Here is a 16181-nt window from a genome sequence, read left to right on the forward strand (position 1 = left end):
TTTTTTCGTATACCATAACATAGTAATTATATGTATAAACCCTAATTCTGTCAATATAAACCTTGTTTTTAATAGCATATATATAAACGATATGTAATATTGTTGTAATAGATATCTATATACATCTATAAATATCTCATATCTTTTATGATACTCTTTATTTCCTTATGCTAAATTCTTTACTTTCATTATAACTTTTATAGTAATAAGTAAAGATTTTTGGGAAGAACTATAGAAAAGTAAAAATGAATCCCAGAGAATGCATAGTAAAGAAAAAAAGTTTTTGGTATAATAATGACATACACCAACGAAGGGTTATAAACAAGTATTTTTATTTTTCACATGTTATCCACTGACTTATTCACATTATTGTGGATAGAAACAATTCTACTTATTATCTTGTTTATGAACTCTTTTTCTTTGTCTAATTTTTAGTTATCCACATTATGATGATGTGGACAAATAATTCTTATACACATGCAGGAAGGTTTATTATGAGTGACTTAGATCTTTACTCCCTATGGGACCAAGTGATGCAAAAAACAAAAACGAAAATGCCCCAGCAAATGTGGGATTCCTTGGTTGTTAATTCATTGATGCCCTATTCTATGACATCTACTATTTTGACTTTATTTGTTATGGATCCTAGCAAGCTAAAATATATTCAAACCCCATTAGTCCATAACCAAATCGTAGAGGCAGCAAAAAGTTTACTCCCTACCTTGCAGACCATCGACTATTTAACAGATACGGCAACGGTAAATGCATCTCCTGCGGAACAGATGAGTACACCTCCTACAGAGATTCCCCCTATGCCGCCTATCGATATGCCTTCTATTGAAGACACAACAATAGAAAGCTCTCCATCTCCTATCATCCCTCCCCCTTGGGATGCAGAAGAGTATAATGAAGTATTACCAGAAGGAGTAAGCCGTCCTAGTTATGATTCTCCTGTCATCATTCAAAGAAATACTTCTCCTTCACAAGGCATTCAAAGACCAGTCCCTGCCGATTTATTTGCTTCTAAAACAACCGTTCCTGTACCACCTGTACAACGAAACATGAGTAGTTCTTCAAAATCACATCTAAATCGTGCTTTCACTTTTGATAATTATATCGAATCTAATTCTAACCGTATGGCTTTCAGTGCTGCGAAAGCAGTAGCTGAAAATCCAGGACTTCGTTACAATCCACTATATATTCACGGTCAATCTGGTCTTGGTAAAACCCATTTAATGCATGCTATTGGCAATGAAATTTTAGCCCTCAATCCATCTGCTAAAATTATGTCTATTACCAGTGAAGATTTTATGAATAGTTTTATTGAATCATTACGGACAAAAACACCGGATCAATTCCGTCGTAACTTCCGAGATATCGATGTACTCATCATTGACGATGTACAATTCTTAGAAGAAAAAAATAAGAAAACGACGCAAGAAGAGTTTTTTAATACCTTCAATCATTTATTGAGTCACAATAAAGCGGTTATCCTGTCTAGCGATAAACCACCAAAAGATTATAAAGAAATGGAAGAACGCTTAATCACACGATTCAACAGTGGTCTTACTGTAGAAATTGAAGCACCAAATCCTGAGATGATTGAAGCCATCATCCATGAGGAAATCGATCATCGTCGTAGTGAATACCCAACCTTATATGTTCCAAAAGAGGTTATCCACCTATTTGCACAGTATTTTAATAAGCGAAATATTCGTGAACTAAAAGGCGCCTTTGAAACATTAATTACACAAGCGGCTATTACAAATCGATTAGAAACAATTGATGTAGAATTTACAAATAAGGCAATTAAAGACTTTATCATCCATACAGAAAAATTGTATTATCCATTAAGTATATTCAAGAATTTATAGCAGATTACTTTAAAATCAAGCTAGAACATTTAGTAAGTCAAAAACGAAATAAGCAATATGCTCATCCACGCCAAATTGCTATGTATTTAGCTCGTGAATTAATTAATGAAAGTTACCCTCAAATTTCCTTTGCTTTTGGTAAAAAAGACCATACTACCGCATTACATGCATATGAAAAAATTTCTAGAGAAATAGAAAAAGACCAAGATTTACGACATACTATCGATCGCATTCGCAAAGAATTAGAAGAAGCAAAGTAATATTAAATTTGTGTATAAGTATGTGTTTAACTTGTTTACATTTTGTGATTATATTGTTAACAAACATACACTTACACACAAGGTATTTATAGACCTGTTACTATGTGGATATATAAAATTTTCTAATCCCAATGTTGTAAACATGTGTAAAACATTGAAATTTATAAGTTTTATGGACCTATCCACTTATACACGCGTCCTACTACTACGTCTACTACTTTAAATAAAAACTTTAACATAGTTATATTAGTCATAAGGAGTTAATAATGAAACTTCAATTTAACAAACATGAATTAGTGAAAGCCATGTCACTATTCCAACGTGTAGCAAGTAATAAAACAAGCTCTAATTTACCAGGATCTATTTACATTTCTACAAAAGATAACTACGTAGAATTACAAGCTAACGATTTTGAAATTGGAATGAGATCCCAAGTAGATGCTACTATTCTTGAACCTGGTACTATTGTAGTAGGTTCTAAATACTTTCAAGAAATTCTAAAAAAATTACCAGGTGAACAAGTAGAATTATATAAGCCAGACAATTCTAATCAATTACAGATTAAATCCGATCATTCTGAATTTAAACTTGTGACTATGCAAGTAGAAGATTTTTCCTTGGTGGAACAAATCCAAGATGATAATAGTATTATGATTGACGGAGAACAGCTAAAACAATTAATCGACTTAACTGTATATGCTACTTCTACGGATACAGATCGGCCTATCTTCTGTGGTACCTTAGTGGAAATTGAAGGCAATGAGCTTACTATGGTAGGCACTGATACACATCGTATGGCTGTTAAAAAAATAACCTTAGATGCAGCTCTTGAAAACCCAATGCGTATTGTCATTCCAAAACGCACTGTAGAAGAAGTATCCAGAGTATTACCATCGGATCAACCTGTTATGGTTAAATTAATTTGGAATAGAAATCAAGTAGCTATTGTATTTGATACTGTATATATTATTTCAAGATTAATTGAAGGTACATATCCTGATTATAAACGTGTTATTCCTGCTAAATTCGATGCTAGTGCTATTTTAAATCGTCGTGAATTTGCTAGTTCCTTAGATCGTGTCTATTTTATGGCGAAAGATATGAGTTATTCTGCCATTCGCTATGACTGGGAAGAGAATCAAGTTACATTAAGTTCTCAAAGTGCTGATATTGGTATGGTAAAAGATATTGTTTTATGTACCTTTGAAGGAAATCCTTTCACTATTAATTTTAATGGTAAATATATAGATGAATTATTGAAACATAGCACAGGTGAAAGAATTCATATGTACTTACAAGAACAAGGGGCTATGGTAATTCGTCAAGATAATAATGACCATTACACCTATGTGGTAACACCAGTTCATACACATAATTAAGAGAAAAGAGGAAATTATGAATCAAGAAACTGTATCCATTCATACAGAGTATATTCAATTAGATCAACTGTTAAAATATGCCAATGTATTATCAACAGGTGGTCAAGTTAAAGTGTTATTAGAAGAAAATAAAATCACTTTAAATGATGTAGTAGTTACAGAAAACGTAAAAAATCTATCCTAATGATGTAGTAACCATTGCTAATGAAATAAGAATTACTGTGGTGAAGGAGGCTTAATTGTGTATGTGACTGAATTGGAACTCATACATGTTCGCAATCATCGTCATAAAACTATTACTTTCACACCAGAAATCATTGTCATCCATGGTCCTAATGGAAAAGGGAAAACAAATATCCTAGAATCTGCTTATATTGCCACGATGGGACATAGTCATCGTACATCGGATATGAAAGATGTCATTTCTTGGAATGAGGATGAGGCTAGTATTATCGTTCACTTTATGAAAGCTGATACGCCTCATACGTTGCAGATTAAATGGGGGCGTCAAGGAAAAAAAGTCATTCGTTTGCATGATAATCCTCTATCGCAAAAAGAATTAGTAGGTACTTTGAATACAGTCATTTTTTCTCCAGAAGATTTAGATTTAATTAAGGGAACTCCTTCCTTACGTCGTCGTTTTTTAAATATGGAAATTAGTCAGACTAGTCCTCAATATTATCATCAGCTTACGATGTATCAGCGAGCTGTACAACAGAGAAATCGTATACTTAAAGAATATAGTCATACGAGTAAGGTACCAGTACAAGATTGGGATGAACAAATAGCTACATTAGGCTCACAAATTATTCAAAAACGATTGGAAAGTTTAAAAAAATTAAATCAATTAATGGATTTAATGAATCGGAAACTAACCAATGGTAAAGAAGATTTGCGATTGCAATATACTCAACCTTATAGTGAGAAACAACTATTAGTAACAAAAGATGCTTTATTACAGGCTTTACAAGAAAATTTATCAGAGGATCGGCGACGGTTACAAACATCAGTGGGACCTCATCGTGATGATATTATCTTTTATTCAGGTTCTATGGATTTAAAACGATTTGGATCACAAGGACAACAACGGACAGCAATTTTATCAGTTAAGTTAAGTGAATTAGAATATATTAAATCGGAAGTAGGAGAATATCCTATTTTACTATTAGATGATGTACTCAGTGAATTAGATCAGGAACGTCGATCTAATTTAATCAAATTCATTCATAAACGTGTACAGACAATTATTACTACTACTGATACAACAGATACAATGGACTTAGACAAGGTGCAGTATATAGACTTGACGGAGGAAATGATACATGGAGAGTAATCTAGAATCTTTTACAGGAGTAATGGATCTTCGTGATGCTATGTTACAAGAACTAGGCATTTATGAAATGTATCGACTTATGAAACTCTATCATGATTGGGAATCTGTCGTAGGACCTATGGTGAATGGACAAGCAAAATTAGTGCACATAAAGCCACCTGTTATCGTAGTTGAAATTGGTCATACTGTATGGATGCAAGAGATGACTATGCGCAAACCACAGTTATTAGAAGCATTGTGTGAGTATTATGGAGAATCTATTATTACAGATATCAAAGTACAGCTCCCACGACGTGCTTTACAAGATCAGCTTGTATCAGGGGATGCCTTAGATATGACACCTGTTTATGAGGAAATCATAGACTTTCAACAAATTGTATTGCCCTCTGAGATTGTGCAAAGTATAGAAGATTCTGTTCGTGTAATTCGCCATGAGGAACTTCGACAAAAAGTATTACAAACACGCATGGAGCAAGCGAAGAAAGAATTTGTACTACAGCAAGAGCATTTTCATCAATGTCCTACCTGTGGTCGTTGGCAATCGGAAGGTTCTGCGAAGGTATGCCCTCAGTGTGAATATAAAAAGTATAGACATATCATTCGTACGGTAAAAGGTTTATTGAAGGATTATCCTCATTATAAGTATGACCAAATGAAAGCAATTGCTCCTTGGTGCACCTATGAATGGTATGAAGTGGCAAAAGAAGAAAGTATTTATTATTATTTAACTCGCTTGTTCCAAGGATCTACGGATGCGAATGATATGTATTGGGCTACTATGTTAATTACATCGAAATCGCAAGAAGAATTGTCTTATGAACAAGTTGTAAATATTACAAATAAGTATCGTTGGAATGAAACAGATAAAATGCAAGTGAAATAAAGGCTTAGACTTTCACAGAGATAGTAAAGTATTGTATAATAGAATGTATTATATAGAATATGGTGACCAGTATGGGATGTCATTAAATAAATAGTAGGAGGATGTCAGATGGCAGAACAAACAAATTATGATGCCGGTAATATACAGGTCCTCGAAGGCTTAGAAGCCGTTCGTATGCGACCTGGTATGTATATTGGTAGCACATCTGCCCGTGGATTACATCACTTGGTGTATGAAGTTGTAGATAATAGTGTGGATGAGGCCCTAGCGGGGTATGCAACGCATATTGAAGTGACCATTTGTGAAGATAATAGTATTGAAGTTATTGACGATGGTCGTGGGATTCCGACAGGGATGCATGAAACAGGTATGCCTGCGGTAGAACTAGTATTATCCAAACTTCACGCAGGTGGTAAATTTGGCGGTGGTGGATACAAAGTGTCCGGTGGTCTTCATGGGGTAGGTATTTCCGTAGTAAATGCTTTAAGTGAGTGGACTATCGTCGATGTATACCAACATGGAAAAATTCAAGAAATTTCCTTTGAACGTGGTAACAAAACATCTGATTTGAAACAAATCGGTACGACGGATCGCACAGGTACGACAGTACGATTTAAACCAGATGCACAAATTTTTGAAACCACCATCTTTGAGTTTGATGTATTAAAAACTCGTTTACAAGAGTTGGCGTTCTTGAATAAAGGTTTACGTATTACTTTGTCTGATAAACGTGGAGAAGGTCGCAGTGAAAGTTTCCATTATGAAGGTGGCTTAGTACAATTCATTGAATATTTAAATGAAGCGAAAGAAGCTATTACACCAAGTGTTATTTCCATCGATAATACTCGTGACGATGTGGTAGTAGACGTGGCATTACAATATAACGATAGTTATAGCGAAACGATTTTGTCCTTCGTTAATAATATCAACACCATTGATGGTGGTACGCACTTGAGCGGTTTCCGTACAGCTTTAACACGTACCTTAAACGACTATGGTCGCAAGGCTGGCATTTTGAAAGAAAATGAAAGCAACTTGACTGGGGAAGATGTGCGTGAAGGCTTGACAGCTGTGGTAAGTGTAAAAGTATTGGAACCACAATTTGAAGGCCAAACAAAAGGTAAACTAGGCAATAGCGAAGTCAAAGGGATTACAGATACTATCGTGTCTGATGGATTGCGTGTCTTCTTAGAGGAGCATCCAGCAGAAGCGAAGAAAATTATCGAAAAAGCAACCAATGCGAGTCGTGCTCGTGAAGCAGCCCGTAAAGCTCGTGAATTGACACGCCGTAAAAATGCGTTAGAAGTGGGCTCCTTACCTGGTAAATTAGCAGATTGTTCTGAAAAAGATACAACTATGACAGAGATTTACCTTGTCGAAGGTGATTCTGCGGGTGGTACCGCAAAACAAGGTCGTGATCGCCGTTACCAAGCAATTTTACCATTGCGCGGTAAAATTCTAAATGTAGAAAAAGCTCGTCTCGATAAAATATTAGCCAATGCAGAAATTCGTTCTATGATTACTGCTTTTGGTACAGGTATCGGACAAGACTTTGATATTACGAAGAGCCGTTACAATAAAATCATCATTATGACAGATGCGGACGTGGACGGCGCACACATTCGTACTTTATTATTGACATTCTTCTATCGCTATATGCGACCATTGATTGAAGAAGGTCATGTATTTATTGCACAACCACCGTTGTACCAAATTAAAAAAGGTCAAAAACAATGGTATGCCTACAGTGACCAAGAACTTTCAGATAGATTGGATGAAATTGGCCGTGAAGGCATTACGATCCAACGATATAAAGGTCTTGGTGAAATGAATGCAGAACAATTATGGGATACAACTATGAACCCTGAACATAGAACCATCCTACAAGTCAGCATGGAAGACAGTATTGCAGCAGACAAGATATTTAGCGTTTTGATGGGGGATAAGGTAGAGCCTCGTCGAAAATTTATCGAAGATAATGCAGAATATGTACGAAATCTTGACTTATAAGGAGAAGTCTCATGGAAAATAACAAATTAAAAAGAAGTTTGAAATCCCGCCACATGAATATGATTGCCTTAGGCGGTGCTATTGGTACAGGTTTATTCGTAGCCGGTGGTGAAGTAGTGAGTACAGCAGGTCCTGGTGGCGCGTTAATTGCTTATAGCTTCATAGGTATCATGGTATATTTCTTGATGACTAGTTTAGGGGAAATGACTACGTATTTGCCAGTATCTGGTTCTTTTGGTACTCATGCCTCTCGCTATGTAGATAAAGCTTTGGGCTTTGCCTTAGGTTGGAACTTTTGGTTTAACTGGGCTATTACATTAGCAGCGGAATTGGTAGCCAGTGCATTCATCATGAAATACTGGTTCCCTGATGTGCCAGCTATTGTTTGGTCTGCTTTGTTCTTATTGATTCTGTTTGTGTTGAATTATTTATCAGCTCGTTCTTTTGGTGAAAGTGAATATCTATTCTCTAGCATCAAGGTTATTACTGTTATTGTATTCTTATTATTAGGATCTTTATTGATTCTTGGGGTTGGTACTGAATCTCCAGGATTCCATAACTGGACTATCGAAGAGGCTCCATTTGTAGGGGGATTCTCCTCTATCTTAGCTATCTTTATGATTGCTGGTTTCTCTTTCCAAGGGGTAGAATTAATTGGTACTGCTGCTGGTGAGTCTGAGGATCCAGAAAAAAATATTCCTAAAGCCATTAACTCTATTTTCTGGCGTATTTTATTGTTCTATATTGGTTCTTTCACAGTCATCGGTTTCTTAATCCCTTATAATGATCCAAATTTATTGAACAGTTCTGTGGAAAATGTGTCCATCAGTCCATTTACATTGGTATTTGACCGTTTTGGATTTGACTGGGCGGCACATTTCATCAATGCTATTTTGTTGATCGCTGTATTATCGGCTGGTAACTCTGGTTTATTCTCCTCTACACGTATGTTATATGCATTATCTAAATCAGGAGATGCACCAAAATTATTTAGCTCTATTAACCAACGTGGTGTGCCAATTCCGGCATTGTTAGCAACAGCAGCCTTTGGTTTGTTTGCTTTCTTAACATCCTTAATTGGGGAAGGTCAAGCCTATACTTGGTTGATTAATATCAGTGGTATGAGTGGATTCATCACATGGGTGGGGATTGCGATTGCACATTATCGTTTCCGACGTGCTTATGTGGCACAAGGTTATGATGTATCCAAATTGCCTTATAAAGCATCTTGGTTCCCATTTGGTCCATTGTTTGCTTTAGCATTGTGTTTGATCATTATTGCTGGTCAAAACTATACAGCCTTCATGGGTGAAAGTATTGACTGGTACGGAGTATCTGTTGCTTATATTGGTCTTCCAGTATTCTTCGCTGTATACTTATGGTATAAAGCAAAACATAAAACAAAAGTAGTTCCTCTAAAAGAAGTGGATTTATCTCGCGATTTTGAGGATTAATAGAAACAGCCTATGGGAAGAAGTTCCCATGGGCTGTTTTTCTGTTCATTAATTTTATAATTAAAATAGGATACTACAGGAAATAGGTTAAAAAATAATCTTTTATTAACCTATTATATATTATATAAATATATAAGTATTCTAGAATTTGATAGTATAGTAAAAGTGGCACTAAGTTATTTGTATCTATGTACATATTTTAAATATATATGTATTTAATAGTTTATATAAAATTTGATGATCTAGTAATACTAATGATACACGATGAAAGAAAGGATGGTATATATGGAACCTAAACCAACAAAAAATACAATAATATCTGCCTTTCGATATGGTTTTCTTAAAACAACACCGTTATTATTGGGATTTTTATTTTTAGGACTATCCTATGGCATTTATATGCATTCTATGGGATTTTCCTGGGGCTATACATTGGCATTGAGTGCTCTCATTTATGCAGGATCTATGGAATTTGTAACAGTAGCTATGTTACTATCTCCTTTCGATCCAGTAGGTGCTTTTTTAATTACACTCATGGTCAATGGGCGTCATATATTTTATGGAATTTCTATGTTAACTATATATAGACATATGGGATGGCTAACACCATATCTCATATTTGGAATGACGGATGAAAGTTTTTCCATTAACTATACATCACAAATTCCTGCTGAAATTTCCAAGAAATGGTGTTATTTTTTTGTAACTCTATTGAATCAGTTATATTGGGTTGTGGGTTCTGTCATAGGTAATCTTTTTGTATCTGTATTATCTTTTAATGCGAAAGGATTAGAATTTGTACTAACTGCACTCTTTATTGTATTGGCTTTGGAGCAATATAAAATGCAACGAAATTTGATTAGCTCTGGCATAGGATTAGTGATTCCTGGCGTTGCCTTGATTGTATTTGGCAGTGAACACTTTATGATTCCTGCTATGATTGGAATCGTAGTCATATTAAGTTTGTTACGTAGAACAATGGAGGGAGAACAATGACTTTCACGGAACAAATCATAACCATTGCCATTGTTGTGCTAGGCACTATGGCAACACGGTTTTTACCATTTGTCATATTTAATTCGAAAACGAAAACACCTGCTTATGTGCAGTATTTAGGGAAAGTATTGCCGTCGGCAACGATGAGTTTGTTAGTAGTATTTTCTTTACGGCATGTGGATGTATCTGGCGTATATCATGGTATGCCGGACATAATCGCAGTAGCTGTGACAGTATTACTACACCAATGGAAAGGAAATATGTTCCTATCCATTGGGGGTGGAACAATTCTGTATATGGTACTGATTCAACAAGTATTTATATAGTGTTATATGGAAGTATTCTAAATATGATATAATACGAATAATAAGGTTTAAATCATATCAATATGAGAATAAAGGAGACACCTATGATTATTACAACAACGATGCAAATTGAAGGACAACCAATTAAAGAATATAAAGGAATCGTCTTTGGAGAAGTTGTAGAAGGTCGTAACTTTGTGAAAGACTTTTTCTCTTCTATTCGAGATGTTGTAGGGGGTCGTAATAATAGTTATGAATCATCTTTATCTAGCGCTCGTGAGGCATCTTTAAAAGAAATGAGTAAACGTGCGAAAGATATGGGAGCTAATGCGATCGTAGGTGTATCTGTGAGTTATGAAACATTAGGTGAAACGAATGGTATGCTCATGGTAACATGCACAGGAACAGCGGTTGTTATTTAGTATGTATTAGAGTTACTTTTACAAATAGCAAACAAGTATTATATAAGAATGCAGAAGTATTTCAATATATTTTTAAGTATTGAAATATAATTTAGTAAAAATAGACAGTAAGTATTGTACTAGAATACATAACTATTTAAAGTTAGTAGATGATTAGTTAGATACATATAGTATAGTTTTATAGATAGGAATCGATAAGGAGAGATAGAATCAGTGGGCAGTGACATAGGTATAGAAATTTTAATTGTAGTCATACTCATCATTTTAAATGGTTTATTTTCCATGACGGAGTTAGCCATTATTAATGCTCGTAAAGGATTATTAGAAGAAAAGTCAGAAGCCGGTAATCGTGGAGCTCGCATGGCCATCGAGCTAGCGGAAGATCCGAATGAAATGTTTTCCACTATACAAATTGGTATTACTTTAATTAGTATCGTCACTGGTTTGTATTCAGGGGCTACTTTTTCCGATCCTATGGCGACCTATATCAAAGAACATATCTTGTGGCTAGCTGATTATGCCGATACGATAAGCCCTATTTTCATCGTATCCTTAACAACCTATTTATCTTTGGTGATAGGGGAATTAGTACCAAAACGGTTGGCATACAATTCTCCAGAATCCATTGCCATCATGATGGCCATCCCTATGAAATACTTTGCCACCATCACAAAACCATTTGTGGCACTTCTCAGTATGTCTACAACGGTGCTACTGAAAGTATTAGGCGTTAAACACAAGGAAGAAGCACCGGTAACGGAATCGGAAATTAATAAAATGCTTGTACAAGGTGTGGAACTAGGCGCTTATGAAGAGGAAGAGCCAGTGTTAGTAGAAAATATTTTCCGCTTAGCTGACCTCGATGCCAGCGATATTATGACACCTCGTACGCAGTTGACGTGGATTGATATTAACGCTAGTGATGAGGACATCCTAGAAACCATTATGGAATGCAACGAACATCGTATTCCAGTAGGTGATGATTCCTTAGATGAGTTGAAAGGCTTAGTCTCTTCTGTAGATGTGTTGGCACAACAGATGAAAGAAAGTCATCGTCCGATGAAAGATATTCTAGCTTATTGCATGCGTAAACCAGTGCTCGTACCAGAATCCTTGTCCTTAATGAAAGTATTATCTACTTTCAGAGAAGAAGGTACTCATGAAGCCATTGTGCTAGACGAATATGGTGGTATGAGTGGGATGATTACATTCCACGATATTATGGAAGAAATCGTGGGATTGATGCCATCTGGGGAAGAGGAAAAGAAAGAAGAAGAAAATCGCATCGTCCAACGAGAAGATGGTACGTATCTTGTGGATGGTCTTATCAGCATTGAAGAACTGAAAGAATACTTTGAAGTGGATGAATTATTACCAGGTGAAGAAGAGGATCTGTATAAAACATTAGGGGGATTCGTGACCTACTTAATCGGTCGTATTCCTAAAGAAGCTAATCGCTGTCACTATGGGCCATTGCAATTTGAGGTCATGGATATGGATAACACGCGGGTGGATAAAGTAATGGTGACACGGAAAGTAGCGGTGGAGAGTAGTTCAGTATAAAGTAAAAAGTATCTATATTGCCACTACTTGGAAAGATACGATATAATAGAAACAGAATACATCAAAGTATGAGTATAGTATACATCATAACTTATGTTAGTCATGAAAGAGGGTACACCATGGAATGGGTATATTTAGCAATTCATTATGGAGATAATGAGCGAGGTCATATTGCGTATAACAAAGAAACAAAAGAATGCCAAGTGGTATTAGAGGATGTAACTTGGAAAGAGAAAGTAGAATCTTATTTGCAAGCAGAACAAACAGTAATGCATGCCACAGGATTAAACACATATGATGAGTTGACAGTGCAACCATTGGACTCCTACGATAACTTAAAATTAGCCTTAACTCGCATGTGGAACAAAAATGGCGTACAAGTTGATTGGGGCATTCCAGTAGAAGTAAATGGTCAATTACACTTTGCTGAATAAGTGAGAGCATATGGTGGATAGTCAGTACTTATAAGATACGATGCGGTGCATACTGAAAGTATCCTGGTAAGAGAAAATCTGATATATACCATGTATATGATAAAGCCTATAGAACAGGTTAGCTATGTTCTATAGGCTTATTGTGTATGTAGTAGATGATGAGATATAGCTTTGTATTATCGTATATGTAAGTAATAGTACATCTATGTCATGGGTAGATAGACAATACTAGTGGATATAGTGTAAAAATAGAACAAAAAAGATACTTTTATCGTACATATGGAACAGTTATCCACTAAACTGTGGATAACTAAGTGTATAACTATGAGTATAGGTTGTGAGTAGATTGTTAATACCTTGTGTATTTGATGTTAATAACTCTATAGTTATACACATCTTATACACAAAAAGTGAATAACCCTTGTAAAATAAGGCTTTATTGAATCTTAAAGGGTTAGAAAAAATGTTCTGTATTGTGGATATGCACATAGGATACAGATCGAATCTTATTTGGATTTCATATTGCTAGGTATAGTACAGTTAGACTATAATAGATGTATACTTGCGTTCATAGCTCAGTAGGATAGAGCGACAGTTTCCTAAACTGCAGGTCGGGGGTTCAATTCCCTCTGGGCGCACCATAGATAAAAACCGATGTCATAGAAAGATATATCTGTGACATCGGTTTTTTCGTGGATTTATAAGAAAGACTACCATGAATATATTATAGAGTTTCTTTGATTCGAGTATAGTGCTGATATAAAGAGTATATAAATAGTATTAAAGGAATCAATAAGCAGATAGCACCAATTGTTTCTGTCATAGAATTAGGCCACATTGGAATGATAAGACCACAAGCAATTAATACACTAGATATAGCAGGAATTCTCCAAATATGAGTAGGAGATAAGGTAGATTTTATAGATGTAGTTTTCATAGGGATATGATATCGTTTCATAATCGTTAGGATAATGCCTAATAACATACCAATGATGATAATAGTATCCCAGATGGCCCATAATATTTTTAATACCATGGAATTATGATTATGAATATGTAAGTTTATCATAGTTTTCATTCCGGTGAAATACCAAGGAATTTCTTTTGTTGCATATTGATCGAGGGTTGAATCACTATATAAATTGGCATATACAGGCTGACCTAAAAACATGGCAGGATCCTCATCATTTTGGCTACCTAAATAAAAGGCATAGTGATAATTATTAAATCTTGAAGGATAATCCATAGAAATAAGTTGACGATTAGGATAGGTTGATAGGATTCGTTGAATTGCTTCAGAAGGAGATAAAATTTCGGATGTATGATTAGCTAATTCTTGTGTTGCTATAGAGGCTACATTTTTTGTGTAATAATCATTAGCAATAAAAAACCTCCAATCCATACACCTGTTAGTGATAATATAATTCCCCAAACAGAAGCAATCATAGAAAATTCACGATGCAGAGCGCTGATTTGTAATCGATTTGATGTTTGTGTACTTCGTTTATAGGCGGAACTGAAAGGGCCGTATAAAAAGATACCACTAAGGATGGATAAGAAGCATATCATAGATAGAATAGTTACAAGATAAATACCAAATTTTCCTAAGGCTAATCGAGTATGTAATTCATGAATTGTGTGTAGTGCACTTCGTACCCATGGATGCGTAGGGGTGACACGATGAGATTCAACAAGTGTATTAGAACTTGGGTTATATAAGGTATAGTCTCCTCCCATACCCATTCGTGCAGGTGGGGCAGATGTGGCTGATGAATCAATAATTCTATAGCGTAATAGGTTAGATCTATTCATAGTTGGAGAAATATTCAAAATATCTTTGGATGGATATTGTTGTTTTACCAATGCAGCACCCGCATCTGCTGCATCAAATATAGAGGATGAGGATGGACTCATTGTCATAGTAGATGTACTATGAGAGGTTTGTCCTAAAGACCAAGCATTTAATTCGTTTCTAAATAATAATAATAAACCGGTAATGCAAAACATAAGAAAAAATATAATAGAAAAGATAGATATTCTCTTATGCCATTTGTAAAAAGTTGACATATAGTTACTCCTTTCGTATAAAAACATGATTATAATAACTCAAATATTTTAGAAATTCAATTATTTGTGACTATGAAAAAAAGTTTCAATGTATATAATTTATAGTTTTTACCTATTAATAGTGTAATAAAAATTATATTGGGCAAGAGAAGATTCTTATGATATTCTGTATACTCAGAATTGAAATATAAATTTTATTAGTAATATTTGTAGTTATGAAAGGATAGAATTATGAAATTAAAATCACTATTCACACCCCTATTAGTGGGTATATTGGCGTTAGGTATTGCGGGCTGTAGTACATCGACAACAACGCAAGAAATTAAAATTGGTGCTACGGCAGGTCCTCATGCACAAGTGGCTGAGGCGGTAGCGAAGGAAGCACAAAAGCAAGGCATCCAGTTGAAAGTAGTAGAATTTTCTGACTATATCACACCAGATAAAGCCTTGGCAGACGGAGATATCCAATTGAACGCATATCAACATGTGCCGTTCTTGGAAAACTTTAATAAGCAAAATAATTCTAAACTAGTGCCAATCGGCAAAACTATTTTAATGCCAATGGGTATCTATAGTAATTCTGTAAAATCTCCTATCGATGTGAAAGACGGAGACACGGTAGCAATTCCAAATGATCCAACGAATGGTGGCCGTGCCTTAGCCTTGTTACAACGAGCAGGCCTTATCAAATTGAAAGATGGCGTTGGTTTCAAAGCCACAGTAGCAGACATTGTGGAAAATCCTAAGAACCTAAAAATCCAAGAACTTGAGGCGGCACAATTACCTCGTAGTTTAGATGATGTTACATTAGCGACAATTCCGATGAACTACGTACAAAGCGCAGGTATCAACGTAGGTGAAAAAGGATTGTACTTAGAACCAAAAGATGAGCCATTAGCAGTGATGATCTTGGCTACACGTGAACAAGATAAAGACAACGCAACATACAAAAAAATTGCAGAGATTTATCAGTCTGAGGCCATTAAACAATTCATTGCAGAAACTTTCAAAGGAACCATTACATCTGCAAACTAATCACTATGAATATAGAGGTCTATCCATGAGGTGGACCTCTTTTTTGCATCGTTGCAAGCATAGTGAAACGATAGGCATATCGTTGCATAATATATAAAAATACATAGTTACACACAGTGCGCACATATGGTATACTATAGGATATATCTTTTAGTACTTTCACTAA

The 16181-nt window shown here is 35.3% G+C and carries 16 protein-coding genes and 1 tRNA gene; 15 read left to right on the forward strand and 2 right to left on the reverse strand.

Features of this window, described 5'->3' with window-relative positions; translation table 11 throughout:
- Window positions 1–494 precede the first annotated feature (494 nt).
- The 14 genes from HMPREF9200_RS08140 (at window position 495) to HMPREF9200_RS06250 (ending at window position 13554) form a co-directional block, all read left to right on the forward strand.
- A complete protein-coding gene (locus HMPREF9200_RS08140; protein WP_009353962.1) occupies window positions 495–1874 on the forward strand; it encodes a chromosomal replication initiator protein DnaA in 1380 nt (459 codons plus the stop codon).
- Between the two features lie 14 nt (window positions 1875–1888).
- Window positions 1889–2134, forward strand: a complete 246-nt coding sequence (locus HMPREF9200_RS08475) for a helix-turn-helix domain-containing protein (RefSeq protein ID WP_255260736.1) — start codon at window positions 1889–1891, stop codon at window positions 2132–2134.
- Between the two features lie 266 nt (window positions 2135–2400).
- Window positions 2401–3513 (forward strand): DNA polymerase III subunit beta, encoded by a 1113-nt coding sequence (gene dnaN, locus HMPREF9200_RS06195; RefSeq protein WP_009353983.1) that lies wholly within the window; start codon window positions 2401–2403, stop codon window positions 3511–3513.
- A gap of 16 nt (window positions 3514–3529) precedes the next feature.
- Window positions 3530–3697, forward strand: coding sequence for an RNA-binding S4 domain-containing protein (locus tag HMPREF9200_RS08575; RefSeq protein ID WP_009353972.1), 168 nt, complete (start codon window positions 3530–3532; stop codon window positions 3695–3697).
- Between the two features lie 57 nt (window positions 3698–3754).
- Complete coding sequence (gene recF / locus HMPREF9200_RS06205) at window positions 3755–4846, forward strand: DNA replication/repair protein RecF (protein ID WP_009353960.1); 1092 nt, start codon at window positions 3755–3757, stop codon at window positions 4844–4846.
- Window positions 4836–5729, forward strand: a complete 894-nt coding sequence (locus tag HMPREF9200_RS06210; RefSeq protein ID WP_009353971.1) for a DUF721 domain-containing protein — start codon at window positions 4836–4838, stop codon at window positions 5727–5729. The genes recF and HMPREF9200_RS06210 overlap by 11 nt, the downstream gene beginning before the upstream one ends.
- Window positions 5730–5837: 108 nt before the next feature.
- Window positions 5838–7739, forward strand: a complete 1902-nt coding sequence (gyrB, locus tag HMPREF9200_RS06215) for a DNA topoisomerase (ATP-hydrolyzing) subunit B (RefSeq protein WP_009353984.1) — start codon at window positions 5838–5840, stop codon at window positions 7737–7739.
- An 11-nt stretch (window positions 7740–7750) separates the two neighbouring features.
- Window positions 7751–9193 (forward strand): amino acid permease, encoded by a 1443-nt coding sequence (locus HMPREF9200_RS06220; protein ID WP_009353946.1) that lies wholly within the window; start codon window positions 7751–7753, stop codon window positions 9191–9193.
- Window positions 9194–9478: 285 nt separating this feature from the next.
- The gene (locus HMPREF9200_RS06225) at window positions 9479–10189 is read left to right on the forward strand and encodes an AzlC family ABC transporter permease (RefSeq protein ID WP_009353997.1); all 711 of its coding nucleotides are present in this window, start codon (window positions 9479–9481) and stop codon (window positions 10187–10189) included.
- Entirely contained in the window at window positions 10186–10515 is a 330-nt protein-coding gene (locus HMPREF9200_RS06230) for a branched-chain amino acid transporter permease (RefSeq protein ID WP_009353945.1), read from the forward strand. The genes HMPREF9200_RS06225 and HMPREF9200_RS06230 overlap by 4 nt, the downstream gene beginning before the upstream one ends.
- An 83-nt stretch (window positions 10516–10598) precedes the next feature.
- Window positions 10599–10916, forward strand: coding sequence for a YbjQ family protein (locus HMPREF9200_RS06235; protein ID WP_009353986.1), 318 nt, complete (start codon window positions 10599–10601; stop codon window positions 10914–10916).
- Between the two features lie 213 nt (window positions 10917–11129).
- Entirely contained in the window at window positions 11130–12479 is a 1350-nt protein-coding gene (locus HMPREF9200_RS06240; RefSeq protein ID WP_009353970.1) for a hemolysin family protein, read from the forward strand.
- Window positions 12480–12598: 119 nt separating this feature from the next.
- A complete protein-coding gene (locus tag HMPREF9200_RS06245; protein ID WP_009353965.1) occupies window positions 12599–12913 on the forward strand; it encodes a hypothetical protein in 315 nt (104 codons plus the stop codon).
- 564 nt (window positions 12914–13477) lie between these two features.
- Window positions 13478–13554 (forward strand) — tRNA-Arg (locus HMPREF9200_RS06250).
- An 83-nt stretch (window positions 13555–13637) separates the two neighbouring features.
- On the opposite strand, the gene HMPREF9200_RS09030 is transcribed toward HMPREF9200_RS06250, so the two are convergent.
- A complete protein-coding gene (locus tag HMPREF9200_RS09030) occupies window positions 13638–14315 on the reverse strand; it encodes a hypothetical protein (RefSeq protein ID WP_255260734.1) in 678 nt (225 codons plus the stop codon).
- Complete coding sequence (locus HMPREF9200_RS09035; protein WP_255260735.1) at window positions 14267–14920, reverse strand: PepSY-associated TM helix domain-containing protein; 654 nt, start codon at window positions 14918–14920, stop codon at window positions 14267–14269. Before HMPREF9200_RS09035 ends, HMPREF9200_RS09030 begins: the two co-directional genes overlap by 49 nt.
- A gap of 291 nt (window positions 14921–15211) precedes the next feature.
- Here HMPREF9200_RS09035 and HMPREF9200_RS06260 point away from each other — a divergent pair, with 291 nt between their 5' ends.
- Complete coding sequence (locus HMPREF9200_RS06260) at window positions 15212–16015, forward strand: MetQ/NlpA family ABC transporter substrate-binding protein (protein WP_009353952.1); 804 nt, start codon at window positions 15212–15214, stop codon at window positions 16013–16015.
- Window positions 16016–16181: the final 166 nt, after the last annotated feature.

Origin of the sequence: Veillonella sp. oral taxon 780 str. F0422 (assembly GCF_000221605.1) — a bacterium.
Taxonomy (GTDB): domain Bacteria; phylum Bacillota; class Negativicutes; order Veillonellales; family Veillonellaceae; genus F0422.